Here is a 24,831-nt window from a genome sequence, read left to right on the forward strand (position 1 = left end):
ATTTTATAAAACAGGCTAAAAGCGGCCCTGTTCCGCGCTCAGGGATACAGGTTTTTCTTTTCTGCGCGCAAACGCTGGCAGCAGGTTCGCGATAGAGCCGGCCAGAATCAGCATCACACCAATCACCATATTGAACGGCACCGCTTCGTGCAGGATCAGCACTGCCAGGATGGGCGACAGCACCGGTTTAAAGAAGAACACCAGCGACGCCGTACTGGCTGAGGTTTCCTCAATGGCCATGAAATAAAAGGCATAACCGCCGCCAGTCACACCGATGCAGATATAAAGCATCGTGAGGACATTGGACGCCGTATAACCCGTAAACAGCGGAATATTGGCAAATAAGGCAAGGCCGTTGCCGCTCAGCATATCCGCCACCGGGCCCACATGGCTGAGGCCGATGAGCAGCAGCATTTCCAGGCTGGCGAACAGAAAGCTCCCGCAAGTCACCACCACGCCGCCGTAGCGGTTACACTGCTTCTTGGAAAAGACCGAGTACAGGGCAAAAGCCACTGCGGCCAGAATCGCCATGACTACCCCCGCGATGTTGAGGGAGGTGTGCAGAGGGTTGACAATCACCAGGATTCCGATGATTTCAAGCACAATGGCCGCCACATGGTTTTTCTTGATCACCTCGTGCAGGATAACACCCGAGAAAAACAGCACAAACACCGGATTGCTGGAAAACAGTACCGCCACCACCGAGGCGTTGGCGTTTTCCACGGCCAGCTGGTAAAAGGTCATGCTGACCACAACCCCTAGAAAGCCCAGCCCCGCAAAGTGCAGCAGACTTTTTTTATCCAGATGTTCCTTTTTCTTCTTAAGCGTCCTGAGCGCAAAGGGAATTAAAACAAGACCGCCGATCAAAAAACGGGTCAGGTTCATCTGTACAGCGTTAAATTGGCCTGAAACACTTTTGAGGGCGATCTCCATCGAACTGAAAAACAGCGTCGCAATGACAATATATAAATAGCCTTTTTTCAAAATCAAATCTTCCTTTCATTTTTCGTACAGTAACGATTTTACCCCTCTCATTACCATAAGTAAAATGAAATATTCTTATACGCTTTATAACCATTTGTTATGGTAAAATAATGTCCAGAAAAGCCTCCGCAGCCTTCGAGATACCGCCCTTTTTCCGCTTGATCACACAGATCTGCCGCTTTGGTATCTCAATTCTGGACCGGATCTCGATCAGGCTCCCCTGCTCCAGACGCTCCTGTGCCACATCGCGCACCGCGATGCCAATGCCCAGGTTTCTTTCTGCGTAGGGCATGATCAACTCCATGGTGCCCAGCTCAAAAGCCGGTTCCAGCCGCATCTTATGCTTGAGGAAAAACGAGTCGAGATAATGACGGCTGGCCGTGTTGCGCTCTGTACAGATAATGGGGTGTGCCATGATCTCCTCAAAGCTCAGCACCTTCTCGGCAAGCGGCGCGTAGTCCAGCCCTGCCACAAAAACATCCTGTATCTCCCGGATCGGGTGAATCTCAATATCGTCCGAGGCTGCCACCGGTGAGGATACCACCCCTACCTCAATACGCTCCTCCTTCAGAGCGATGCGCGTGCCCGGCGTAGTGCCGCTCTGCATATTGATACGGATATCCGGGTACAGGCTATGGAATTTTTCAAGATAAGGCAGCAGGAAAAAGCGGGCGATCATGTCGCTGGTACCCAGGCGCACCACCCCATTGTTCAGGTTCAGCATTTCCCAGAGCTTCTTTTCGCCCAGGGCCAGCTGCTCATAGGCCTTCGCCACATGGCCGTACAGCATTTCGCCCTCCGGCGTCAGGGTCATTCCCTTCTGATTCCGGTGAAAAAGCTCGCACGACAGCTCCTTTTCCAGCAGATGGATCGATTTGCTCACTGCCGGCTGTGAGATATACAGCGCCTGGGCCGCCTGTGTAATGGTGCCATGGCGCGCTACGTAGTAAAAGACCTTGTAATGTTCAAAATTTACATTCATAAAAATACGTCCTTTTTCCGTTAATCCGTTTCATTATATCACATTTTGAATTTTATGCAACCTGCCCACTTTTCGACTTTTTGTCACGATTAATCTGCCTGAAAGTACGAATTTTTTTCAACTTAAAATATTTTAGACAAACAAAAAAATCCCCCTGCGCCTGTCTTTGGGAGAGAATGCCGGACTTTTTTCCGGTTCCTTTCAGTTTTCTTACAGAGACTTGAAATTACCTGTAAAAGCGGATATAATTAAGAAGTCTACTGTGGTCCTATAAAAAATGCGCAAAAGTGTCTGGTTTTTAAATAAACCGCCGGCTTATATCACAATGGTATAGAGTCAACAGCTAAAAGCGTAAATACTATTTTTAGGGGGAATTGTATGCAAGAGCTAGATCATAAGGCGATTGGCCTTCGTATTCGTAAACAAAGAACATTTCTGAACATGTCCCGTGATGAATTGGCAAGAAAAATCGGTATCACACCAACCTTCCTTGCCGATATAGAACTGGGGACTAAGGGCTTTTCTCTAAAAAGCCTGAATCGTTTCTGTGACGTTTTGAAAATGTCCGCCGACGCAATTCTCTACGGCCCCAAAGAATACATGGGGACGAAGTACGCAGCACTGCTGGAGCTTTTGGAACGCTGTCCAGCAGAAAAAGGAAAATACGCAGAAGAAATTCTGACTCTGTTTTTACTCAGCCATGACCCAGTAGAATAAAAAAATGCGGGTGTCCAAATTGCAGTTGGGCACCTGTTATTTTTTTACACTCTTAAACATACTGCCAGCGCCCGGCGTCTCCTCCGCTCTGCTCCGAACCGCTTCCCGGATCAGTTTTGAGCCGATTTCCCGCATTTCGCCAGCTGTGTACCAGGGCTTCGCATAAAGCGTATAATCAATATCGGTACGGTATCCCTGCAAAATCGCCCGGATCTGCTCCGGGCCCATGCCCTGCCGCACATACTCCGATACGTCAAGCCCTTCCTCTAAACCCATCCGGATCAGGTACATCTTTTTCCAATCCAGATTTTTGTCCGCATAGACCGATACATCTACCTTTCCTGTAAGCCCTTCCCGTATTTGCCACATCTGGCAGTTTGAATACTCAGGATCGTTATAAAAGGTCACATCCACACCGGTCATCAATCCCCAGAAAATTTCCCGTATCTGCTCTGGTGTAAAGGCCTCCGTAATATACGGCGACACATCGAAACCACATTCCATCGCTTCCTGAATCACATTCTGCTGTTCTCTTGTATACCTTGGCTTAACGCCCATTTTTCCACAACCCCAGCAGCATCATCAGCGCCTCAAGGCCCAGGCATTCCGCGGCGACCAGACCAAACCGGCTGTTAAAGGCCAGTCCGGCAAGCAGCGCGCAGGCACTGATAACCACCAGTATTCTCCTCGCCTGTTTCCGGTAGTGGGTGCACTCCGCGTCGTCCAGCGGCTTTGCGCTGTTTTCGACCGGCGCCCATTTGTAGATCACCGGAAAAGCGGACAGCGTAAGCGCCGCGGTAACCACCGCAACCGTCCCCGCCGGGCAGAACCGGGCAATGAGTAAAACAGAAAGTATTGTGATCCATGACAGCAGATAGCAGACCCCGCGTGTATCGGCGTGGTAACCGCCGGCATAGGCGCGGATAGCCGCATAAACAATTTGGAATGCAAGTGTCTCTAACAACATGTTCAGGCAAAATCCTATTATTAACATTGAAACATAATGAAGTGCCTTTAACAATGTTGATTCCAAACCAAATTGGTAAATCTCTATATCTTCAATATTAATGATCCGGTTTACTACAAGACGGTTAACCATCCATCTTGCACTTCGTCCAATCATTAAAATTTACGCAAATCCTTTACTTTTTCGGGAAGTTTATCCTGATGATGGTAAACCCAACATGCCGTGTTTGCATTTTTCACTGCTTCCTGGCGTGCTGTTTTTGCCATACCTTTTAAAAGTTTATCTTTTAAACAAGTTTTTTTCATTATAACACCTCATATTTCATATGAATATATCAGCTGATATATTCATTTTACGTCATTATCCGTATATTCTTCAATATCAAGTGCATAAACAGGCATTCTGTATGTCTTTTCTATAACAATAGATGTCTTAAGTCAGATATTACATGTCTGATGTAATATCTAGAGTGAAAATAACACCTTGGCTTCAAAATTATCTTTATTCTTTTTGAATTCAATATTTCCATCGTATTTTTCTACAGTAAATTTGACATTCTTTAATCCTAGTCCCATATGATTCCCACTTTTTGTAGATATCAAGTTTTTATTATTATCCCATATTAATGATTCCCCAAACCTATTTGATATCTTCACAACAATAAAATTCTTATAATGATAGAGCTTTATACTTATTATTTTTTGGGAATCTTCAAGCGTTTCACATGCTTCAATTGCATTGTCTAATAAATTCGAAAAAATCGTAGTAATATCAAAAGGCTCTATAAAGTCTAAATCTATATCTTCTATTTCAGTTTCTAGTTTTATGTTTTTTTCATCACATTTTAATATTTTATCATTCATTATAATATTAAGTACTCTATTCGTACATTTAAATCTACTTCCCATTCTGTCCATTGAACTTAAAATTGTTTTTGCATAATCATCAGCTTCTTTTGTATTTCCAATACTATATAGCTCTTCTAAAGTCTGCATATGGTTTCTCATATCATGAATTAATCTTCTGGACCTATCGTACTGGGTTTCTATTACATGATAGTAATTATTCTGCATTGCCATTTGCTGATCACGAAGTTCAACTTCTTTCTCCAAAGCATATTTCTGAGATATAGCTTCAAAAATATATATTAAATAGATATCTAATCCAAGAAATCCTAAATTTAATATTGTTAAAATCGTTCTATTGAAAATACCCTCAACAATACTCATAGTAAAAATTAGCTGCATAACCTCAAATAATGCTAAAATTCCTAAAAAAAGATTTTGTTGTATTGAAACTGCATCAAATTTATGTTTTTTCATAACCGTTAAAAGAGGTTTATAAAAGCACAATAATATAATTTGATTTCCCGTCCCTGCAGTCAACAATAATAAAGGATTCTCACGAACTGATTCAATTGTATTGTTTGTAAATACTGCAAATGTTAATACGGATAAAGCGTCAATGATCACCATATATAGAAAAAATAAAACACAAGCTCCAAAAACTTTTCCTTTTGAATTAGATTTAAATAATGTTGTTCCAATAAATACAATAGATAAAATACCATATAAACTTTTTAAAATAGCGATCCCTAACCAATTAAAGAAAATTGCTAAAGTTACAAAAGTCAAATACGCAACAACATATCTTTTCTTTTCGTATTTAGGTTTAAATAGTCCAGACATAAATTTAAATAAAACATATCCTGACACACCATACGACATAACCATATCCAACGCATAAATCCACTTATCCATACTCTTCCCCTAAACTTATCCTTCTAGCCAATCCTCTACAACAGCTTAAAATTCTCTTCAATATAATCAAACAGCCGCGCCTTAAATTCCACGGCCCGTTTCTGGGCGATGGGCAGGGTTTCGCCGTTGTCCAGATACAGGTCGGCGCCCGCAATACGCTTACAGTGAAACAGGTTCACGATCACGCTCTTGTGGCAGTATTCAAAGTCAAAGTCCTTAACCTTTTCCATGATCTCACTCAGAACGCCGTTAAATTCAAAATCGCCCTGGGTGGTGCTCATTTTAATCTTCCGCCGCACACGCTCAAAATAATAAATGTCATTGCTGGCAAAAACCTTCAGCTCGCCGCCCATCACCAGAGAGATGTCATGGCTCTTGTTTTCCTTTTCAATAAAATCAAACACCTCGGTCAGCACCATGTTTACCTTAGCCGTGTTAAAGGGCTTGACCAGGTATTCAAACGCGTGCACAGCAAAGGCGTTGCGCATGTAGTGAGTGTAGCTGGTGATAAAGATAATCTTGACCCGGGCGTCCCACTTGCGGATCTGCTTGGCCGTATCAATCCCATCGGTTTCCGGCATCTCCACGTCAAGAAAAAGGATATCAAACTGGATACGGTCTTCAAGCACTTCACTGCCGTCATGATAGACGTATGTCTCCACATCAATATTGTGTTCCTCACCATATCTGATAATGAGCGCCTCCAGCTTTTCTGCAATCAAAGCATTGTCGTCACAAATCCCAATTCTAATCATCCCATCCACTGCCTTTCCAGTATTTCTTTCATTATACCATATTTTCTTCCCGCACCCTATACAAAGCCATCGTGAAGATTATTTCCCCTTAATAATTTTATACCATAAAAATACTCTATAAAAACGAAGATTTCAAGATTTTTTTCAAAAAAAGAAGCCCCGGCGTTTGGAGCTTCTCAAAAAAGGGAGGGGTTTTTCAGCCTCGCTGACTGAAAAGAGGATTTAATGACGCCTGTCTGATGGAACAGGCATTATGAGATTTAATTAAATACGAATGATAAGGTGACCGTCCTTAAATTCCATAAAAAATCCCTCTCGGATTCAGAGAGGGATGAACGAACACAGTATAATCTGGATGGTAAGGGTTTTTGTTTCGTTTCTTAAGCACTCTAAATCGGAGTCTTTTAAGAACCAATCACTATGTCGGTCTTCTGGCTCAGCAATATCATCTTTCCGCCTTCCCATCATCGTTGACAGTGGCTTTTCAGAAAGCATTTTGCATTACAGCTGCGATTACAGCAAGGGATTCTCACCCTTTTCCCACTACATAGGATCATTCAATATTTAATTAACTTCATCATACGCCCTTTGAGCGGCTTTGTCAACAACTTCTTTTTAAATATTTACGATTTTTAAAGCCTGCCTTCTCTGGCCGCCAGCTGCCTTTATAATAATAGAGCACCAGTACCGCCCCTGTCACAATCCAGGTCAGCGGATAGCTGATGTAGATCATGCGCGCGTCGTGGACAAACCGCAGGGTGGTAAAAATCCAGCCCAGCCGCAGGCCGCACATGCACAAAAGCGTGATGATCATAGGGATTACCGTGGCCCCGGCACCCCGCAGCACGCCCACAAACACCTGATCCGCAGCGTAAATACCATAAAGGGGCACCACGGTGTAAAGCTGGCGCATACCGTTTAAAACCACTGTTTCGTCCGAGGTAAACATGCCCAGAATCAGACAGGCGTTCAGGATAATGGCTGCGCCCAGGCCGATGGTCACGCCCACGCACAAAAGCAGGCAGACGTTTTTGCCCTTTACCACCCTCTCCCAGCGTCCAGCGCCCATGTTCTGCCCTACAAAGTTAGAAATCGCCAGGCAGAAGGCGTCAATGGGCATAAAGAGAAATCCGTCAATTTTCATATAGGCGGTAAACCCGGCCATGACCTCCAGCCCAAAGGTATTAATCTGGGACTGGACCACTACGTTGGAAAAGCAGACCAGCACAGACTGCAGTCCAGCGGGCAGGCCAATTCGCACGATATCCCTGAACACCTGTGCGTGAAACCGGATTTTGGCCAGCCGGAGCCGGTAGATGGGATCAGCCCTCAGCAGGATAATGACAATCAGCACAGCGGCGGCCAGCTGCGAAAAGGCTGTGGCCAGTGCCGCGCCGGCCACGCCCATGCCAAGCGGCCCCACAAAGAGCAGGTCGAGCCCGATGTTCAGCACAACGGTGACCACCAGGCAGGCCAGCGGGGTTTTGGAATCGCCCACCGCGCGCAGAATCCCGCTGCCAATGTTGTACAAAGTCATGGGGATCATGCCCAGAAAATAGATGCGGATATAGGGCACGGCGTAGGCAAGCCCGGCCTCTGGGATGTTCATCATCCGCAGCATGGCCGGCGCAAGGGTCAAGCCCAGAACGGTGAGCGCAAGGCCGGCCGCCAGGCTCAGGGCCACGGCGGTGTGCACAGCCTCCTGCACCTTGTCGTATTTCCGGCTGCCGAAAAACTGTGAAATCAGCACGCTGGCCCCGATGGACAGGCCGATGAAAAAATAGATCATGAAGGTGATGAGCAGGCTGCTCGCGCCCACGGCGGCCAGGGCATTTGCGCCCACAAAACGGCCGACGATCACAGCATCTACGGTGTTGTATAGCTGCTGGCAGAGGTTTGAGAACATGAGGGGCAGGGCGAACAGCAGCAGCTGCCGGCCTATCTTCCCCTCGGTCATCTGGCCTTTTAACGGGATTTCACGGGTTTCTTCCATAATGCTTTCCTTAACTAATAGAGATGGCAGGCCACCTGGTGGCCTGGCGCCACGTCCTTCAGGCGTGGCTTTTCGGCTTTGCAGACGGGCATACATTTTTCACACCGCCCGGCAAAGGGGCAGCCCGGAGGCAGCTCCAGCGGGCTCGGCGGATCGCCGGGGATGGTTTCGATTTTCTTGCAGCAGTCCATATGCAGCGAGAACACCGACCCCAAAAGCGCCTGGGTGTAGGGGTGCATGGCTGTTTCACACAGCTCGCCGCCGCCCACGGTCTCCACGATATTGCCCAGGTACATGACAGCCAGCCGGTGGCTCAGGCTCTGGACCAGGGCCATGTCGTGGCAGATAAAGATCATGGCAATGTTTTTCTCCCGCTGAAGCCGGGTCAGCAGCGCCACGATTTTCTTCTGGATGGAGACGTCCAGGGCCGAGGTAGCCTCGTCGCAGACCAGCACCTCGGGGTTCAGGGCCAGCGCCCGGGCAATGCCCACGCGCTGGAGCTGTCCGCCGCTCATGCTGTGGGGATAGCGCTGCATAAAATCAGCGTCCAGCTCTACCATCGCAAGCAGCTCCCTGGCCTTTTCCGCCCGCTGTTTCCGGGGGAGCCGGCCAAAGTTGACAAGGGGCTCGGTAATAATGTCGCCCACGCGCATCTTTGGGCTGAAGGAGACAGCCGGGTCCTGGAAGACCATCTGGATATGGCGGCGGTTCTGCCGGGCCGCCTCGCCCGTCAGCCCGGCAATATCTTTTCCTTTAAAGTATATCGCACCGGCAGTGGGCTTTTCAAGCTGTACCAGCATTTTTACAAAGGTACTTTTTCCGCAGCCGCTTTCCCCCACAATGCCAAGGGTCTCCCCGCGCCGCGCCGCCAGGCTGACGCTGTCGCAGGCTGTAAGGGGCCGGCCGTCTGAGGTATGGAAGCGTTTGGTCAGCCCTCTAGTTTCCAGAATAATTTCATGATTTTCAGACAAAACGCGCACCTCCAAGCTCGGGCACCGCGGCCACCAGTTCTTTTGTGTATTCCTGTCTGGGATGAAGGATCACCTCTTCCCGGGTGCCGCTCTCCACAATCTCGCCGGCCCGCATGACAATGATCCGGTCCGCCATATACGCGGCCACGCCCAGGTTATGTGTGACGATCATGATCCCTGTGCCAAAGTCCTGGCGGAGGGCCATCATCTGGCGCACAATCTGGGCCTGGGTGGTCACATCAAGAGCGCTGGTGGGCTCATCGGCCAGCAGCAGATCGGGCTCAAAAGCCATGGCCATGGCAATGCCCACCCGCTGCCGCATGCCGCCGCTCAGCTGAAAGGGGTAGCTGTCCATGATGTTTCCCGCGTCGGGCAGGCGCATGCGTGTCAGCATCTCCACGGCGCGGTCCCGGGCGGCTTCCCTTGTCACGGCCTTGTGGGTCTGGATATAGTCCACAAACTGCCGGCCGATTTTGCGGATGGGGTTGAGCATGCTGCCGCTGTCCTGAAAAATCATGGCGATGCGGCTGCCCCGCAGATCCCGCCAGTCCTCTGGCGTTTTCTGGAGCAGGGGCTCCTCATCAAAAAGAAGCTCGCCGCGGGTGACCCGCCCGTTTCCCGGCAGCAGTCCGAGAATGGAGCGGATCACTGTGGTTTTTCCGCTGCCGCTCTCTCCCACCACGCTGATGATCTCATGCTTTTTCATGTGCAGGTCAAAGTGCGCCACCGCCGGCGGTTTTTCGCCGTACTGTACACTCATATCCCGGATTTTCAGCATCTTTTTCTCCTCTCGTTAGCGCGCCGCCCTACTGCGCCGGCTTGATTTCCTTGGTCAGCCAGTAATAGTCCGCTGGCAGCATTTCGACGCCGGTAATCTTCCTGCTGGAAATAATGTTGGTTTCCGGATAAGCGTAGAAGACGCTGGCCGCGTCGTTCATGATAAGCTGCTGGGCCTGGATGACCAGCTCACGCCGTTTGGCGGTGTCAAACTCAGTGGACAGCTGGTCAAGGACTGCGTCGACCTCAGGGTTGCTGTAGCCGGCTGTGTTGGCGTTTTTGTTTTCATCGGTATGAGTTTTCCAGTATTCCTTCAGATAGTTTTCCGGATCGCCGGTGTTGGCGGTGATGACATTCCAGATCAGCAGGTCGTACTCGCCGTTTTCCTGCATGTCCAGCAGGGTGGTATACTCATAGGTTTCAACCTTCACGTCAATGCCGATCTCCTTCAGGTTCGCCTGGGTGGCAGTAGCCAGAATGGGCAGCTCGGCGCGGCTGTCGTAAATGACATACTGGAGGGTCAGGTTCTGGCCGTCCTTTTCCACAATGCCGTCGCCGTTGGTGTCCGCGTAGCCTGCCTCAGCCAGCAGCTGTTTAGCGCTTTCCAGATTGTAGGCGTTCTCGTCCTTCAGGGTGTCAAAGCCGTAATCCAGAGACGGCGGGATCGGGGCCTTCCCGGCCTCAAAGGTGCCGTGGAGCAGGTTATCCGCATAGGTCTGGCGGTCCAGCGCACGGATGACCGCCTGGCGCACCTTCACGTCTGCCAGCGGCCCGCGCTGGTTCATAAAGGAAAGCACTGTCCGCAGCGACGCAATGCTGTTGATGTCAAAGGACTCGCTGCCCTCAAACAAAGCTAAGTCACTGCTGCTGATATTGACTGCCATATCCACCTCACCAGACTGCAGCGCCATGGCGCGGGTGTTGGCGTCGTCGATAACCTGGATATTCACTTCATTGTAAGGCACCTCGCCGTCCCAGTAATTTTCATTTTTTACCACCACGCATTTTTCCTTGTCAAAGGACTTAACCGCGTAAGGCCCGGTACAGACTGGCCCGTCGGTGGCAAAGGTGCTGGTGTCTACGGTGGTGTCCACGATCAAAAACAGCGGGTCGGCCAGGCAGCCCGGCAGCCCCGGCGTGGGGCTCTTGGTCTTGATTATGAGGTTTGAGCCCTCCGCGGTCATGGCGTCATACTGGAAAAAGTCCGAGCTGGCGCGCTTGCTCATCTCAAAGGTTCTCTCCAGCGACGCCTTGACCAGGTCAGCGGTCAGGGCTGTGCCGTTTGAAAATTTGACGCCGTCACGGATTTTGAAGGTCCAGGTCAGGTTGTCGCTGCCCAGCTCCCAGCTCTCCGCCAGCCAGGGCTCTGCGCCCATCTCATCGTTGAATTTAACCAAGGTTTCGCCAACGCCGTAGCGCATGACCACCCAGCTGAAATACTGCTCCGTGGGCTCAAGCGTATCCGCAAAGCTCGTCACTCCAATATTCAGCTGCTCCGAAGACCCCGAAGCGCCCCCGCTGCCGCCGCAGCCGGATAAACCCGTGGCCGTCATGGCCAGAATCGCCACTGTCAATACTAATTTTTTAAACTTACTCATTTTATCTCCTTTCATATTCATATGAAAATTTAATTAACAACAACATCAGACTGTCAAAAAAGTTAAAAGGCAACGGCAGAGTTAAAGTAAGAAGCTCTTTCAATGGAAAATTGAGAATGGAAAATGGAGAATGAATGAACTCTTTTTCTAACGAAAAAGCGATTCGTACAGCGGCCTGCGGCCGCTATTCTACTCAAAATGCGCAGCATTTTGTTCCTGTAATTTTCCATTCTCAATTCTACATTCTCCCTTAACTGGCCTCTTTTTAACGCTTTGTCGCTTGCTGATAAGTTTTTTTGACACGTTGAATATTTTACGCCCTCTAATCCTGCCGCGGATCCAGAATATCCCGAAGCCCGTCGCCCATCAGGTTAAACACTGAAACCACAATAAAGATGGCGATGCCCGGAAACAGCATGAGCCAGGGCGCGGTCTGCAAATACTGCCTCCCCTCGTTGAGCATCAAGCCCCATTCCGGCGTGGGCGGCTGTGCCCCCAGCCCCAGAAAAGAGAGCGCTGCCAGCTCAAGCATCATGGTGCCCACGTCCAGTGCCGCAGTTACGATCATGGTCGGAATAATGTTTGGCACCACATAACCGCCCAGAATATGGCCAGTCCTCGCCCCTGTGACCACCGCCGCAGAGATATACGTGCTGTTTTTGATCTTGAGCACCAGGCTCCGGCTGAGCCTGGCGTATTTTGTCCAGCTCACCACAGCCAGGGCAATGACCGTGTTAAACAGGCTCGGGCCCAGCATCCCGGCAATGGCAATGGCTAAAACCATGCCCGGGAAGGCGATCATCATATCCGAAAGCCGCATGATCACCGCGTCCGCCGCGCCGCCGAAATAACCGGCGATCATACCGAGAAGGGTCCCGGCCGCAAAGACAATGACCACCAGCGTCACCGTCATTTCCAGAGACGCCCGTGTCCCGTAGATAATTCTGGACAGCTCGCAGCGGCCCAGCTGGTCTGTTCCGCAGGGGTACTCGGCTGACGGTGCCCGGAGGGCGTTCTGCATCACAGCCTCATAGGGGTCATGGGGCGCGATCCACGGCGCAAATACTGCGGTCAGCACAATGGCCGCTGCCAGAATGCCGCAGATGGCAAAAAGCCTGTTCTGCCTGAAAAAAGCCTTCATCTACGCCTTCACCACCTTTCTTTTAGCCTCGCGGTGCCGCTCCCGCAGTCTGGGGTCCAGATAGCCGTAGGAGAAATCCACCAGCAGGTTAATGACCATGTAAATCAGAGCAATCCAGATTACATAGCCCTGAACCAGAGGGTAATCCCGAGTGGCAATGGCGTTGACTGCCATCTTGCCCAGGCCGGGCCAGGAAAAAATAATCTCCACCACCGCTGTGCCGCCGAGCAGCGAGCCCAACGACAGGCCCAGCAGCGTGACCAGGGGCAGCATGGCGTTTGGCAGCACCTCCCGCCACAGGATGGCCGACTCCTTAAGGCCCCGGGCCCGGGCGCCGGCCACGTAGTCCTGCCGGAGCTCCTCCAGCACCGCGGTGCGCACCTGCCTTGTATATTTGGCCGACATGGCAATGGCCAGTGTGACTGCCGGCAGCACCAGCTTCATAAAGCCTGTGCCCGAGGTGGCAATGGGAAACCAGTTCAGTTTAAGGCCAAACACGTACAGCAGCACCAGACCGATCCAGAACCCCGGGAAGGACACACCGGCAAAGGAAAGCCCCCGCACCAGGTAATCCGGAAATTTATTCTGATAAACCGCTGCCAGAATTCCAAGGGGGATGGAGATCACAAGCATGAGGATCAGCGACGCGGCCGCCAGCTCCAGGGTCGGGCCAAGGCAGTCGAGCAGCACCGCGCTCACCGGAGCCTTTGAAGAATAGGATGTTCCCATATCCCCGGTCACAAACCCCTTAAGCCAATTTCCATACTGCACCAGAAATGGATCATTAAGGCCCATCTGCTCCCGGGTTTCTGCCAGCAGCTCCTCAGACGGCACCGTGCCGCCCTCCACCAGCATCAGCTCCGCCGGGTCGCCGGGGGATAAATAGGTCAGGCAAAAGGTCAGAAAGCTGATGCCAAAAAGCACCAGTACGATTTGCAGCAAACGATTAACAAGCTGTTTCGTGTTCAAGAAAAAAATCCTCCTCTGTCAAAATGGCAATACGGGTAAAAAACCGAAACGGAGAATGAAAGGAAAAGGACATGAAAATAAAGCCCTCCTATCTACCGTAAGAATACTTAAAACAAAAATACAAGCAGGTCTCCTGACTTAAGTTCTTTGTATGTCCACGCCTTCCCAAGGCTGCGCCTCAGTGACATTTTGCGGACAACTCCCTATTACAGTGACGGGATCGTACCGGATTCGCACCGGTTTCTCTTTTAATCCCCGATCGGGAACTTGTATCTGGCATGATTAAATTTTTTAAACAAAGATTTCACTGTGGTAAACTGTGAAATTGCTTAAATTATACTGGACTTTTACGCACTTGTCCAGTCTTTTTTAAAAATTTCAGCAATAATTTTAAACGCATACCCCCACCCGGTATGTTTTTTACTTTTATTTTTTTCTGCTTGACATTGGTTTTCATCATGCCTTATACTCAAGGCAATCGGCTTAAATCAAATCATTTCAAAAACGAAAGGAGTCCGCAATGGAAAAAAACCTGTCAATCGGTACACTGGCCGCCGCCCCCGGCGAGAAGGTCCAGGGCCTGCTGCCCATCCCCCATACAGAAATCGAGGTGCCCGTCACCCTGATCAACGGCGCGGGCAGCGGAAAAACCGTCCTCATCACCAGCGGCATCCACAGCTGCGAATACGTCGGCATCGAGGCCGCCATCCAGCTGGCCGGCGAGCTGGACCCCGCGAGCCTGAATGGAAGCCTTATTCTCATACACCCCGTCAATGTCCCGGGCTTTGAGTCCCGCTACCCCACGCTCATGCCCCAGGACAATAAAAACCTCAACCGCGTTTTTCCCGGCACCCGGGAAGGAACCCTGGCCGACCGCGTCGCCCATTTTTTTGAGTACAGCCTTTATTCCCAGATTGATTTCTACATCGACCTGCACTGCGGCGAAATTTTTGAAGACCTGACTCCCTACGTGTATTACGTGGGCGCAGCAGACAACGCCGTGTCCGAGGCCGCGCGCCAGGCCGCCCTTCACGTCGATGTGCCCTACATGGTCAAATCCTCCGCCACCACCGGCGCCTACAATTACGCCGGCGTACTCGGCATTCCTAGCATTCTTCTGGAACGCGGCTGTGCAGGCCGTTTTACCCAGGCAGAGGTGGACGCGGATAAAAAAGATGTCCTTAATATCCTAAAACACCTGGGCCTGCTGCAGGGCGCCCCCGAGCTGCGGCACCGCCCGGTCGACCTGACCGACCTGGTCTACCTCATGCCCGCACGCCATGGTCTCTGGTATCCTGAGGTGAAAGCCGGCGACCTTATCGCCAGAGGTCAGCGCCTCGGCGTGGTCAAGGATTATTTCGGCCATGTTCTCGACACCTACTGCGCCGAATACGACGGCGTTGTCCTGTACCAGTCCGCCACCCTCTGGACCGATGATTTCTGCGAGCTCATCACCTACGGTAAATTTGCAGAAACAGCAGGAATGGTGCGTTAATTTTTGTTTTACCCCTTGACAAACCGCCTCGGGACAGTTAATATTAACATATGAACAATGATTCATATGTTTTATTCATCATATTTTAATCTAACTTTCCGAGGAGGCCATTATGGCAACAAAAACTTATATACTTGAGCACCTGGGGTGCGCCAACTGCGCTTCAAAAATCGAGCGCAAAATCGCTTCCCTGCCTGGTGTCAGCGAGGCCAACATCGTCTACGCGACCAAACAGCTCCGTCTCACTGCCGAAGACCCAGACGGGCTTTTGCCGGAAATGCAGAAAATCGCGGTTTCCTACGAACCCGATATTCTCATTACCGAGCAAAAGCGCCGTTCCCTGAAAAAAGCCCCCGCGGCCGTCGGGCGTGCTCCTCACAATCACGAGGAACACCATCACAGCGCAGCTTGCGGCTGCGGCCACGACCATCACGATCACGGGGAACACCACCACGACACTGATTGCGCCTGCGGCCACGACCATCACGATCACGGGGAACACCACCACGACACTGATTGCGCCTGCGGCCACGACCACGGAGATCACCATGCGCATTATCACGTTCCCGGCCATCCGGCGGACTGCCAGTGCGATCTCTGCCGCCACGGCGAGGAATACTGCCATATCTGCGGCGAGAGTCTGGCTAACTGCACCTGCAAAATGCCGGACGCGGACGTGGAAAAAGCGGTTTTCATTCTTGAGAATCTGGGCTGTGCCAACTGCGCGGCCAAGATGGAGCACAAAATCAAAGAGCTGCCCGGCGTCGAGTATGCCACCATCACCTACGCCACCAGGCAGCTGCGCCTGTCTGCGGACAACGCCGCAGCCCTGCTGCCAGAGATTCAGCACATCTGCGCCGCCATCGAGCCAGACGTCAAGGTTATTCCCCGCAAAAAGACAATGGGCAAGGGCGCCACAAAGGTTTATACCCTTGAAAACCTGGGCTGCGCCAACTGCGCGGCCAAAATGGAGGCCAAAATCAACGCCCTGGACGATGTCTCCAGCGCCACCATCACCTATACCACCAGGCAGCTGAAGGTTACCGGGAAAGACCCGGACAGCCTGCTCCCGCAGCTTCGTGACATCTGCCAGTCCATCGAGTCAGATGTGCAGGTTATCCCTAAGGAAACCCGGCCCAAAGCCTTGATTCCAGAGGCTTCCGCCTCTGCCGGGAAGGCTGTCAAGAAAAAAATGTCGGCTGAGACCAAAACCCTCATCGGTATTATCATCGGCGCGGCGCTGTTTATCATCGGCGAGATCATGGAGCGTACCCTGCCCCCGGTTTACAATATTCCGGTTTTTGTGCTGGCCTACATCATTCTCGGCGGCCGTATTGTTGTCACAGCGGCCAAAAACCTGATGAAGGGTCAGGTCTTTGACGAAAACTTCCTGATGAGTGTGGCCACGCTGGCGGCCTTCGCCATTCAGGACTACCCTGAAGCCGTGGGCGTCATGCTGTTCTACCGTGTCGGCGAATACTTCGAAGACCGCGCGGTTGAAAAGAGCCGTAAACAGATCATGGACGCGGTGGATATGCGCCCTGAAGTCGTCAGCCTGCTGGTCGGCGACGAGGTGCGGGTTATCGACGCAGAGGACGCCGCCGTCGGCGACATCCTGCTGGTGCGCCCCGGCGACCGTATTCCCCTGGACGGCGTCATTGTCGAGGGTGAGAGCCGGATCGACACCTCCCCGGTGACCGGCGAGCCTGTTCCTGTCAAGGCCGGCTACGGCGACGAGGTTGTTTCGGGCTGTGTCAACACCTCCGGCCTCTTAAAAATGCGGGTTGAAAAGGTTCTGGAAGAATCCATGGTCACCCGTATTCTGGATTCTGTGGAAAACGCAGCGGCCAGCAAGCCAAAAATCGACCGGTTTATTACCCGTTTCTCACGGATTTATACTCCTTTTGTAGTCGGTCTGGCCATCCTAACCGCCGTGGTGCCGTCCCTTGTGACCGGCGACTGGTATTACTGGATTTACACGGCCATCACCTTCCTGGTCATCAGCTGCCCCTGCGCGCTGGTGCTCAGCGTACCCCTGGCCTTTTTCTCAGGCATTGGCGCCGGCTCCAAACGGGGCATCCTGTTTAAGGGCGGCGTCTCCATCGAAGGAATCAAAAACATCGCTGCTGTGGTTATGGATAAAACCGGCACCATCACCGAAGGGAACTTCGTGGTACAGCAGGCTGTCCCGGCAAACGGCATGGACGAGACCAGGCTTCTGGCCCTGGCGGCCAGCTGTGAGCTCACCTCTACCCACCCCATCGGCAACAGCATTGTAACTGCCGCCGAAGAACGGGGACTGTCTGTGGAACGGCCTGACTCTGCCAGAGAAATTGCCGGCAAAGGCGTCGAAGCTGTGTTGAAGGACGGCACTGTGCTCTGCGGCAACCGCTCGCTGCTCGAATCCCAGAACATTGACCTGGACGGCTATAAGAACGACCATTACGGCACCGAGGTGCTCCTGGCCCTTGACGGCAAATTCATCGGCTATCTGGTCATATCAGACACTATCAAGGCCGACGCGGTGGACGCCATCGCCAAGATCAAGCGCCTTGGCATCCGCACTGCCATGCTGACCGGCGACGCCCAGGAAAGCGCCGAAGCGGTCGCAAAGTCCACAGGCATCGACGAAGTTCACGCCAAGCTGCTGCCCGAAGACAAGCTGAGCGAGCTCCAGGCTATTCGTAAAGCCCAGGGCGGCGTCATGTTTGTCGGCGACGGCATCAACGACGCGCCGGTACTGGCCGGGGCGGATGTCGGCGCGGCCATGGGCAGCGGGGCCGATGCGGCTATTGAGGCAGCAGACGTTGTGTTCATGAATTCCAGCGTCGAGGCCATTCCCGAAGCCATCGAAATCGGCCGCAAAACCAGCCGTATCGCCTGGCAGAACGTGGTTTTTGCCCTGATCATCAAGGCGCTGGTCATGGTTCTGGGCCTGCTGGGCTTTGCCAATATGTGGATGGCTGTCTTTGCTGATACCGGTGTTGCCATCCTCTGTGTGCTCAATTCCATCCGTATTTTATATAAAAAATAAAAAGCATTAAAAAAATCCCGGCTTTCGTCCTCCGAAAACCGGGATTTTTATTGTCCTTTTATTTGAGCAAAACACCGCCGCAGTAGGGGCACTGGTTTTTATCCACCGGTGAAAATTCGCCGCAGATAATACACAGGATCTCGTCATCCTCTGTTTTGTCATACTTTTCAGGTATTTCATATCCGGCATGGTGGCGTACCAGCTCGCCTTTTTTAAAATACTGGGTAAAGTCTATCTCCGGATGGCCTTTAAAGACATAGGTCATCTCCTTGCCGCCCTTTTTTATGACAAAGGTGTGGTAAGAATAATGTTTTTTGCTCCCCGAGTTCTCCGCATTTTTGCGGACCACCCGTCTGAGAGATTTAAGCTCGCCGTCAAAGGTTTTATCCTTGGAAAACAGGCCCCCTTTTCTGAAATAGGTTTTTGCCCGGGTGGAAAAGCCTTCCTCCAAATCGTTTTTTGCGCCTCTCATTCGCTTTACACCTCCCAATAGATACTCCGATGCTTCATTTGATTTATTTTATCTATCAATTTATCTATTTTCTTGTTTTTAGTATTTTATCACTTTATTTTTCCTGTTACAAGCGCCTCTAAAAATCTTAATTATTATTAAAGCTTCCTTATCTTCATCATTCCTTTAAAATTAATAAAAGATACCCTCTCAGAGATAAAGGGTATCTTTCGAAGTCAATAAATATTAAAGGCCCTTTATCTTTCAAAGGGCCTTTACGGAGGCCGGATTTATGGGTAAACCGGGTCCCGTGATGGGTTTATTCTTCTACAGCAGGTGAAGGTGTTTCCTCCTTCGGGTATTTTTTCTTCATGTAAATCTGAGTCGCGATACAGCCGCCGATGGCAATAACCGCGCTGACGGTCAGACAAATGAAAATATAGGTGTAGCCTTTGAGCTCATAATTGTCAATAAAGCTCCCGAACAGCTGGTGCATAAAGCTTTCCGGCAAGAATCCAATGACGGACAGAAGGCCAGAGGCTGCCCCAAAGATATGGGCCGGCACATGGGTTTCTGTTAATACCGAGGACGCAACGCCATAAGCGCCGTTGGCCAGGAAGCCCAGCACCAGGGTAATGACAATCGCAGCCATCAGGAAGCCGGCTGTCTGCGGCAAAATTAAGTAGGCGAAGCAGCAGACCGCGCAGGCGGCCATGACCACCAAAATGGTTTTGGAGGGAGAGTTTACCTTTTTGGCAATCCCGCCCAGCAGTGGTGCAGAGATAATGGCAATCCCATAGTAACGGATCATCCCGACAATGCTGACTAAGGTCAGCGGAGCTAAAAAGGCGTCTGTGAGGTACGGGGTGGTGTAGTTCATCCCCATATAGACGATCATGACAAAGAACAGCGTGCCGCTGGCCAGCCAGACGCCCGGATGCTTGAGTGCCTCAATGAATTCATTGATATTGAACTTTTTGTCGGGGTCATTGGTGACCTCACCTTTGAAATGCGGAATCGCGAACAGTGAGATGATCCCCAGAACCAGGATAACGCTTGCCAAAAAGATCAGCGAAGCGCTGACACCAACGCGGTAGTCAGGCATTGCGTTAAATAAAGCCAGGGTCACAGCGTTGATCGCCAGGCCGCCAAGACCGTACAGCGCGTAGCTCACACCGACAACCGCCGGATAATCGGCTTCGGCCGCGGCAAAGCGCAGTAATTTATAACGGCATCCCCAGAAAATAAGGATGGTGGTCACAGCCAGCACGGCAAAAATTAAGACCAGCACCGGATAAGACGGCAGCGTCGCATACCAGTAGACCACTGCCGCCGTGCTGATAAAACCGCCGGCCGCCATGGTTCTCAGCCTCAGCTTATCCGCGATAATGCCGCAGGGAATATAGAGAATCGTCGCCATGATCCCATACATCCCAGACAAAAAGCCGAGCTGGGCGTTGGTGATGTCAAGCCCCATCAAAAGTGGTTCGTAGAATACATTTTTCAAATAGATCGGAACATAAATAATCCCGCTGCCGGCGCCGGATAAAAAGATGAGCAGCGCGCGCCTGAATTTGGACAATTGTTGGTAGGTAATCTCTTGTTTTTTCATCTTTGCTTGACACGGCCAAAGGGCCGGGCCTGCCCCCTTTACAGAATAAAAATCATATAAAACCAAATCCGGCTTAGTTTATTTCACAAAAACCGCCGGATTTTACATCAGGTTACAATTCCATAGATTTAGAAACGGACTGGCAGAGCCCCTGCTTTGCCAATCCGCTGAATCCTTTGATATGCCGTTTTATTTGATCTTGAATTTTTCCGGAAGGTGTTCGTTCAGCAGGTCCTTCTGCGCCTGGGTCATATCCGGTAATTCGAAGCTTTCGATTCTTTCTTTGTATACCTTGTAAGCGCGTTCCTGGATCGGTGGTGTTGCTGCGCGGCCTTCTTCGTTGCAGGTGCCTCTGTTGAAAACTGGGCTGGTGAGGTAGGTTTCTTCGCGGTAGTCCTTTGGTGTTCTGCCCTTCAGGTAAACGCCGCGTGGCCCAACCTTCTTGATCAGCTCAACATTGGCTTTCTTTTCGGAAATGGCAACACCATCGTGGAGACGCTTCATGTAGCGCAGCATTTCTTCGTCCATCATGAATTTCGGGAAACTTAACAGGTTAAAGTTTGATAAGTCGCCGGAAGCATGGGGCAGGATACAGGCATTGGACAGGGAGACGGCCAATGCGCCCAGGGTACTTTCAACGCCGGCCTGGTAGTCATAGGTGAAGCCATCGGCCAGAGCGCCGGAGCAGCGTACCGGAATCCGGTAGAAATCGCCCATGGCGATGTGGCCGGACATGATCATCAGGAATTCCGGCGCGCCGGTCATCAGACGGACTTCACGCATATCGGAAACAGATGAGAACGGGCTTAAGATCACCGGTAAACCCGGTTCGATCAGCTGGATCATGACCGCAACGGCCAGCATGTTGGCGAAATCGGCAACGATGGAGCCCATCAGTGACGGTGGCGCGGTCATATTGGTCATGGAGCAGGTGGTAATGGTGATCGGCTGTTTTTCTTCGGCGAAAGCGAAGTAATGTTCCAGCGCATCTGTCCCTACTGTCAACGGCGGCAGCACGCACATACCGGAGTAGCAGACATAATCATCGAAGTTATCCATGTATTTCTTGATCAGCTGGACACATTCACGGGCGCCTTCTCGGGCATTGCCGCGTTTGTAGTTGTGAGGGGTGATCCCTAAGATATTGTACATGGGCTTTCTGGAGTATTTCGCCATCATGGCCATCTGCGCCAGCGCAGATTCGGTCGGGCAGTTTTCAAAGCCTGGAATATCCGCGGCAACCTGGCTGGAAATGCCGTAAACATCACTGGTGTTAATGATTTTGTAGAAGTTTTCCAGGTCGTCTGCGTTGGTCTGGCGATAGTTTCCGTCCCAGTCTTCCAGATTCGGACAGCCGTTGGTTGGTGCAACCACCAAACCCTTGCCAATCCCGATTTCCAGTTTGCTTTCTGGTCCAACGATTTCAAATGATTCTGGAATGGTGCTCAGTGCTTTATTGAGTAATTCTTCCGGAATGAATACCAGGTCCCCTTCAACCCGTGCGCCGTGTTTTTTGAAAAGTTCCAGTGCTTCCTCATATTCAAACTTAACGCCTACTTCGTTGAATACTCTCAGCACACTTTCGTGAATCAGTTCGATATCATCCTTTGAATAAAATGTAGTAAATAAATTGCCTTTTAACATAACCCTTCTCCTCACTTTTTTAATTTTTTCTTAGCTAGCTTATGCCATTATACTATTGCAAGACCCGTGCCAACTTTTTGATTTTCCATTTTCAGCATAATTCCGCCATTATTTACGATTTCTCTCCAGTTTTTCTTTGTCAATTTTGAGAAAACCCCGTTATTTTTCTTATATTTAATAATTTTGCAATTTTATCTAAGATTCGCTATAATAAGGGGAGAAATTTCCTTGAGGAGGAATCACCATGAGTTCAATTGACCGCTACAGTGAATATTTTCAGGAATATCTGAGGTCCCTGTCAAAAGATACCTACATTGATATTTTAGAACACTGCTTTGCCGAAATTACCGTCACCGACGCCGAAGGCTATGTGATCTACGCCAATCCAGCCAGCCTGCAGTACCACGGCATGTCGTCAGAGGATATGTGCAAGCTCAATTTTTTTACTTCCTTCAACGGGTTGTGGACCCCGCCGTCTGTGGATTATGCCATCGAAAATAAGCGGACCGTTTTTGCCAGGCAGCGGTATCTGATGACCAACGAGACCCATATCACCATCACCACCCCTATATATGATAAAAACGAAAACCTGGTCATGGTCGTCTTTACTTCCTTCAAGGAAAAACCCATCAACTCTTTTGACCTCGACTGCGAAAAAAATGAATCCAGCGAAAAAGCAAAATACAGCAGCAGTGAAGAAACTAAAGAAAGCAACAACATCGTTGGCCGCAGCTACAATCTTTACGCCACCCTCAACAAGCTGCGAAAAGGCGCAAAATCGGATATTCCCGTTCTCCTCCTCGGTGAGAGCGGGGTCGGAAAAAGCCTCTTTGCCAAATACATCCACGATTCCAGCCTGCGCAGCGACAAGCCTTTTGTCTCCATCAACTGTGCCTCCATCCCGGATAATCTCATCGAGAGCGAGCTCTTCGGCTATGTCCCCTACGCCTTTACCGGCGCCAGTCCCAAGGGTAAAAAAGGCCTGGTGGAGCTGGCAGACGGCGGTACCCTGTTTCTCGATGAAATCGGCGAGCTCCAGCCAAATATTCAGGTAAAGCTTCTGGACTTTCTCGAAAACCAGCGGTTTACCTCTGTCGGCGGACTGGAAATCAAAACCGTGGATACCCGTATCATTACCGCTACCAATAAAAATCTTCAAAAGCTCGTCCAGAAAAACAAATTTCGTGAGGATCTGTTCTGGCGTATCAACGGCATCACCCAGACCATCCCCTCCCTCCGGGACCGCCGCAGCGATATTCTGCCCATTGCCCAGTATTATCTGGATAAGCACAATAAAAAATACGACAAGGACAAGATGTTCGCAAGCCCGGTCATCGAAGCCCTCATCCAATATGACTGGCCCGGCAATGTCCGCCAGCTCAAAAATGCCGTGGAGTACATGGCTGTTATGAGCATCGGAAATATTGTCAGCACCGATAAACTGCCCGAGCAAATCCTTGATTTTCTCAAGAAAAACCAGACGAAAAAGAAGACTGTCATTTTTGACGATATGGTTGAGGAATACAAGCGCGAAATTATCCAAAGTTATTACAAAAGCTATTCCAACGTCAATGAGATGGCCTCAGCCCTGGGCCTCAGCCAGGCAACCGCCTACCGCCTGGTCAGCAAATATGTGGACAAAGGCAGCAAAAAAGAAAAAAGCAAAGAATCAAAAGAATGATTCTTTGCTTTTTTCTTCTATAATTCAATGCTGATAATATCCGGATCGTCCTTAAACAAAGCCAGCAGATGCGCCGCCGGATAATTTTCAGGCAGCTTTACATACAGCTCCATGGAAATACAGTCCTCCGCATTTCGTTTAATTTTAAAATTGATAATCTCCACGCATTCCTGAGTGATTTTTTCCTTAAAACGCTCCAGCGCCGCTTCACTCGGTACCAGATGCACATGGATCATCTCACCCACATAAACATTGAGCCAGCGGAAATTCTTGTGCAGGATAATCTGAAGAATAATGATCAGTAAAGCCGACGCCACCCCGATGAGGTAAAGCCCCGCGCCAATGGCCATGCCAACGCCTGCAGTCGCCCAAATTCCAGCTGCCGTTGTCAGCCCGCTGACAGACTGTTTATGGACAAAAATAATCCCCGCGCCCAAAAATCCAACACCAGTGACAATCTGAGCCGCAATTCGCGAAGGGTCCAGCGCAATACCATCCTGCCCGATAATATCCGAAAAACCATATTTTGAAACAACCATCATCAACGCCGCCCCCAGGGCTACAATCAGATGTGTTCTTATCCCCGCCTCTTTCAGGCGGTTTTGACGTTCATAACCAATGGCAGCGCCGCAAATCCCTGCGACAACCACTCGGGCAAATAATTCAAGTTCCCATATCAGCATCATGATCATCTCCTTTTTATGGTATTTGATCAATTGTATCACTAAAAAAGATTTTATCTGATTTCATTATAGAACTTTTTTGTTGAGAAAGCCAGAAATGTAAAAAGACCCCGCGATGTCCTATCCTCCCAGGCAGTTGCCCACCAAGTACTTTCAGCGCTGAAGGACTTTACTTCTGTGTTCGGTATGTAAACAGGTGTTTCCCCTTCGCCATCATCACGAGATCAATCTTGCGTTTTTATTCAGTTTTTGGTCACTCAAAACAACATAAAGGAAAAGAGTTTTTCAAAATGTCTTGTTAGATCAAGACCTCGGCCGATTAGTACTGGTCAGCTCCATACATTGCTGCACTTCCACCTCCAGCCTATCTACCTGGTCGTCTTCCAGAGGCCTTACTTCTTTCGAATGAGATATCTTATCTTAAGGGGGGCTTCGTGCTTAGATGCCTTCAGCACTTATCCCTTCCAAACTTAGCTACCCAGCGATGCTCCTGGCGGAACAACTGGTGCACCAGCGGTTTGTCCATTCCGGTCCTCTCGTACTAGGAACAGCTCCTTTCAAATATCTGACGCCCACGACGGATAGGGACCGAACTGTCTCACGACGTTCTGAACCCA

Annotated in this window: 22 protein-coding genes, 2 rRNA genes and 2 riboswitches; of the genes, 4 read left to right on the forward strand and 20 right to left on the reverse strand. The window is 50.3% G+C overall.

From position 1 onward, the window contains the following. Window positions 1-15 precede the first annotated feature (15 nt). Window positions 16-984 (reverse strand): DMT family transporter, encoded by a 969-nt coding sequence (locus BUC22_RS17905; protein WP_073383332.1) that lies wholly within the window; start codon window positions 982-984, stop codon window positions 16-18. Between the two features lie 97 nt (window positions 985-1,081). Continuing rightward, entirely contained in the window at window positions 1,082-1,966 is an 885-nt protein-coding gene (locus BUC22_RS17910; RefSeq protein WP_013382605.1) for a LysR family transcriptional regulator, read from the reverse strand. Between the two features lie 378 nt (window positions 1,967-2,344). Here BUC22_RS17910 and BUC22_RS17915 point away from each other — a divergent pair, with 378 nt between their 5' ends. Continuing rightward, window positions 2,345-2,683 carry a helix-turn-helix domain-containing protein gene (locus BUC22_RS17915; RefSeq protein WP_013382606.1) on the forward strand — a complete coding sequence of 113 codons (339 nt, stop codon included), beginning with the start codon at window positions 2,345-2,347 and terminating at the stop codon, window positions 2,681-2,683. Window positions 2,684-2,719: 36 nt separating this feature from the next. Here BUC22_RS17915 and BUC22_RS17920 read toward each other — a convergent pair whose 3' ends face one another. The 12 genes from BUC22_RS17920 to BUC22_RS22495 form a co-directional block, all read right to left on the reverse strand. Next, entirely contained in the window at window positions 2,720-3,241 is a 522-nt protein-coding gene (locus tag BUC22_RS17920) for a hypothetical protein (protein WP_013382607.1), read from the reverse strand. After that, on the reverse strand, window positions 3,231-3,806 hold the full coding sequence (locus tag BUC22_RS17925) for an accessory gene regulator ArgB-like protein (protein WP_013382608.1): 576 nt from the start codon (window positions 3,804-3,806) through the stop codon (window positions 3,231-3,233). The genes BUC22_RS17920 and BUC22_RS17925 overlap by 11 nt, the downstream gene beginning before the upstream one ends. Then, window positions 3,806-3,955 carry a cyclic lactone autoinducer peptide gene (locus tag BUC22_RS21340; RefSeq protein WP_013382609.1) on the reverse strand — a complete coding sequence of 50 codons (150 nt, stop codon included), beginning with the start codon at window positions 3,953-3,955 and terminating at the stop codon, window positions 3,806-3,808. Before BUC22_RS21340 ends, BUC22_RS17925 begins: the two co-directional genes overlap by 1 nt. 159 nt (window positions 3,956-4,114) lie before the next feature. Continuing rightward, window positions 4,115-5,410, reverse strand: a complete 1,296-nt coding sequence (locus tag BUC22_RS17935) for a sensor histidine kinase (protein ID WP_013382610.1) — start codon at window positions 5,408-5,410, stop codon at window positions 4,115-4,117. Between the two features lie 35 nt (window positions 5,411-5,445). Continuing rightward, window positions 5,446-6,165: a LytR/AlgR family response regulator transcription factor gene (locus tag BUC22_RS17940; RefSeq protein ID WP_041689954.1), complete on the reverse strand. Its 720-nt coding sequence runs from the start codon at window positions 6,163-6,165 to the stop codon at window positions 5,446-5,448. A gap of 404 nt (window positions 6,166-6,569) precedes the next feature. Further along, window positions 6,570-6,731: riboswitch (cobalamin riboswitch) on the reverse strand. 35 nt (window positions 6,732-6,766) lie between these two features. After that, on the reverse strand, window positions 6,767-8,158 hold the full coding sequence (locus BUC22_RS17945; protein ID WP_013382612.1) for an MATE family efflux transporter: 1,392 nt from the start codon (window positions 8,156-8,158) through the stop codon (window positions 6,767-6,769). A 14-nt stretch (window positions 8,159-8,172) separates the two neighbouring features. Further along, a complete protein-coding gene (locus BUC22_RS17950) occupies window positions 8,173-9,129 on the reverse strand; it encodes an ABC transporter ATP-binding protein (protein WP_013382613.1) in 957 nt (318 codons plus the stop codon). Next, window positions 9,122-9,907: an ABC transporter ATP-binding protein gene (locus BUC22_RS17955; RefSeq protein WP_013382614.1), complete on the reverse strand. Its 786-nt coding sequence runs from the start codon at window positions 9,905-9,907 to the stop codon at window positions 9,122-9,124. Before BUC22_RS17955 ends, BUC22_RS17950 begins: the two co-directional genes overlap by 8 nt. Window positions 9,908-9,935: 28 nt before the next feature. Continuing rightward, a complete protein-coding gene (locus BUC22_RS17960) occupies window positions 9,936-11,504 on the reverse strand; it encodes an ABC transporter substrate-binding protein (RefSeq protein WP_013382615.1) in 1,569 nt (522 codons plus the stop codon). 322 nt (window positions 11,505-11,826) lie between these two features. Continuing rightward, window positions 11,827-12,645, reverse strand: coding sequence for a nickel transporter permease (gene nikC, locus BUC22_RS21585; protein ID WP_013382617.1), 819 nt, complete (start codon window positions 12,643-12,645; stop codon window positions 11,827-11,829). Continuing rightward, complete coding sequence (gene nikB, locus BUC22_RS21590) at window positions 12,646-13,614, reverse strand: nickel ABC transporter permease (protein WP_013382618.1); 969 nt, start codon at window positions 13,612-13,614, stop codon at window positions 12,646-12,648. A gap of 106 nt (window positions 13,615-13,720) precedes the next feature. After that, window positions 13,721-13,900: riboswitch (cobalamin riboswitch) on the reverse strand. A gap of 48 nt (window positions 13,901-13,948) precedes the next feature. Further along, a complete protein-coding gene (locus BUC22_RS22495) occupies window positions 13,949-14,074 on the reverse strand; it encodes a hypothetical protein (RefSeq protein ID WP_013382621.1) in 126 nt (41 codons plus the stop codon). 60 nt (window positions 14,075-14,134) lie between these two features. On the opposite strand from BUC22_RS22495, the gene BUC22_RS17975 reads away from it, so the two are divergent. Both BUC22_RS17975 and BUC22_RS17985 read left to right on the forward strand, forming a co-directional pair. Then, on the forward strand, window positions 14,135-15,109 hold the full coding sequence (locus BUC22_RS17975; RefSeq protein WP_013382622.1) for a M14 family metallopeptidase: 975 nt from the start codon (window positions 14,135-14,137) through the stop codon (window positions 15,107-15,109). Window positions 15,110-15,221: 112 nt separating this feature from the next. Further along, window positions 15,222-18,143 (forward strand): heavy metal translocating P-type ATPase, encoded by a 2,922-nt coding sequence (locus BUC22_RS17985; RefSeq protein WP_013382623.1) that lies wholly within the window; start codon window positions 15,222-15,224, stop codon window positions 18,141-18,143. Between the two features lie 58 nt (window positions 18,144-18,201). Here BUC22_RS17985 and BUC22_RS17990 read toward each other — a convergent pair whose 3' ends face one another. The 3 genes from BUC22_RS17990 to BUC22_RS18000 form a co-directional block, all read right to left on the reverse strand. Then, on the reverse strand, window positions 18,202-18,615 hold the full coding sequence (locus BUC22_RS17990) for a hypothetical protein (protein ID WP_013382624.1): 414 nt from the start codon (window positions 18,613-18,615) through the stop codon (window positions 18,202-18,204). Between the two features lie 298 nt (window positions 18,616-18,913). After that, window positions 18,914-20,206 (reverse strand): MFS transporter, encoded by a 1,293-nt coding sequence (locus tag BUC22_RS17995; RefSeq protein WP_041689955.1) that lies wholly within the window; start codon window positions 20,204-20,206, stop codon window positions 18,914-18,916. 189 nt (window positions 20,207-20,395) lie between these two features. Continuing rightward, window positions 20,396-21,850 carry a trimethylamine methyltransferase family protein gene (locus tag BUC22_RS18000; RefSeq protein WP_013382626.1) on the reverse strand — a complete coding sequence of 485 codons (1,455 nt, stop codon included), beginning with the start codon at window positions 21,848-21,850 and terminating at the stop codon, window positions 20,396-20,398. 244 nt (window positions 21,851-22,094) lie between these two features. Between BUC22_RS18000 and BUC22_RS18005 the strand changes: the two genes are divergently transcribed. Continuing rightward, window positions 22,095-23,531 carry a sigma-54 interaction domain-containing protein gene (locus tag BUC22_RS18005; RefSeq protein ID WP_013382627.1) on the forward strand — a complete coding sequence of 479 codons (1,437 nt, stop codon included), beginning with the start codon at window positions 22,095-22,097 and terminating at the stop codon, window positions 23,529-23,531. 17 nt (window positions 23,532-23,548) lie between these two features. Here BUC22_RS18005 and BUC22_RS18010 read toward each other — a convergent pair whose 3' ends face one another. From BUC22_RS18010 to BUC22_RS18020, 3 genes are all read right to left on the reverse strand, one after another. After that, complete coding sequence (locus tag BUC22_RS18010; RefSeq protein ID WP_227209035.1) at window positions 23,549-24,217, reverse strand: MgtC/SapB family protein; 669 nt, start codon at window positions 24,215-24,217, stop codon at window positions 23,549-23,551. A gap of 104 nt (window positions 24,218-24,321) precedes the next feature. Then, window positions 24,322-24,438 (reverse strand): 5S ribosomal RNA (gene rrf / locus BUC22_RS18015). 75 nt (window positions 24,439-24,513) lie between these two features. After that, window positions 24,514-24,831: ribosomal RNA gene (locus BUC22_RS18020) — 23S ribosomal RNA — on the reverse strand; the annotation flags it as partial.

The sequence above is a fragment of the Eubacterium callanderi genome (genome assembly GCF_900142645.1).
In the GTDB taxonomy this organism is placed as follows: domain Bacteria; phylum Bacillota; class Clostridia; order Eubacteriales; family Eubacteriaceae; genus Eubacterium; species Eubacterium callanderi.

What these genes read in the sequence shown, in the direction of transcription:
- BUC22_RS17975 (WP_013382622.1), top strand. Translation starts at nt 14,135, where the DNA reads ATGGAAAAAAACCTGTCAATCGGTACACTGGCCGCCGCCCCCGGCGAG.
- BUC22_RS18010 (WP_227209035.1), bottom strand. Translation starts at nt 24,217, where the DNA reads ATGATGCTGATATGGGAACTTGAATTATTTGCCCGAGTGGTTGTCGCA.
- BUC22_RS21340 (WP_013382609.1), bottom strand. Translation starts at nt 3,955, where the DNA reads ATGAAAAAAACTTGTTTAAAAGATAAACTTTTAAAAGGTATGGCAAAA.
- BUC22_RS17990 (WP_013382624.1), bottom strand. Translation starts at nt 18,615, where the DNA reads ATGAGAGGCGCAAAAAACGATTTGGAGGAAGGCTTTTCCACCCGGGCA.
- BUC22_RS17910 (WP_013382605.1), bottom strand. Translation starts at nt 1,966, where the DNA reads ATGAATGTAAATTTTGAACATTACAAGGTCTTTTACTACGTAGCGCGC.
- BUC22_RS17925 (WP_013382608.1), bottom strand. Translation starts at nt 3,806, where the DNA reads ATGATTGGACGAAGTGCAAGATGGATGGTTAACCGTCTTGTAGTAAAC.
- BUC22_RS17940 (WP_041689954.1), bottom strand. Translation starts at nt 6,165, where the DNA reads ATGATTAGAATTGGGATTTGTGACGACAATGCTTTGATTGCAGAAAAG.
- BUC22_RS18005 (WP_013382627.1), top strand. Translation starts at nt 22,095, where the DNA reads ATGAGTTCAATTGACCGCTACAGTGAATATTTTCAGGAATATCTGAGG.
- BUC22_RS17995 (WP_041689955.1), bottom strand. Translation starts at nt 20,206, where the DNA reads ATGAAAAAACAAGAGATTACCTACCAACAATTGTCCAAATTCAGGCGC.
- BUC22_RS17985 (WP_013382623.1), top strand. Translation starts at nt 15,222, where the DNA reads ATGGCAACAAAAACTTATATACTTGAGCACCTGGGGTGCGCCAACTGC.
- BUC22_RS17915 (WP_013382606.1), top strand. Translation starts at nt 2,345, where the DNA reads ATGCAAGAGCTAGATCATAAGGCGATTGGCCTTCGTATTCGTAAACAA.
- BUC22_RS17945 (WP_013382612.1), bottom strand. Translation starts at nt 8,158, where the DNA reads ATGGAAGAAACCCGTGAAATCCCGTTAAAAGGCCAGATGACCGAGGGG.
- BUC22_RS18000 (WP_013382626.1), bottom strand. Translation starts at nt 21,850, where the DNA reads ATGTTAAAAGGCAATTTATTTACTACATTTTATTCAAAGGATGATATC.
- nikC (WP_013382617.1), bottom strand. Translation starts at nt 12,645, where the DNA reads ATGAAGGCTTTTTTCAGGCAGAACAGGCTTTTTGCCATCTGCGGCATT.
- BUC22_RS17955 (WP_013382614.1), bottom strand. Translation starts at nt 9,907, where the DNA reads ATGCTGAAAATCCGGGATATGAGTGTACAGTACGGCGAAAAACCGCCG.
- BUC22_RS17920 (WP_013382607.1), bottom strand. Translation starts at nt 3,241, where the DNA reads ATGGGCGTTAAGCCAAGGTATACAAGAGAACAGCAGAATGTGATTCAG.
- BUC22_RS17935 (WP_013382610.1), bottom strand. Translation starts at nt 5,410, where the DNA reads ATGGATAAGTGGATTTATGCGTTGGATATGGTTATGTCGTATGGTGTG.
- BUC22_RS17960 (WP_013382615.1), bottom strand. Translation starts at nt 11,504, where the DNA reads ATGAGTAAGTTTAAAAAATTAGTATTGACAGTGGCGATTCTGGCCATG.
- BUC22_RS22495 (WP_013382621.1), bottom strand. Translation starts at nt 14,074, where the DNA reads ATGATGAAAACCAATGTCAAGCAGAAAAAAATAAAAGTAAAAAACATA.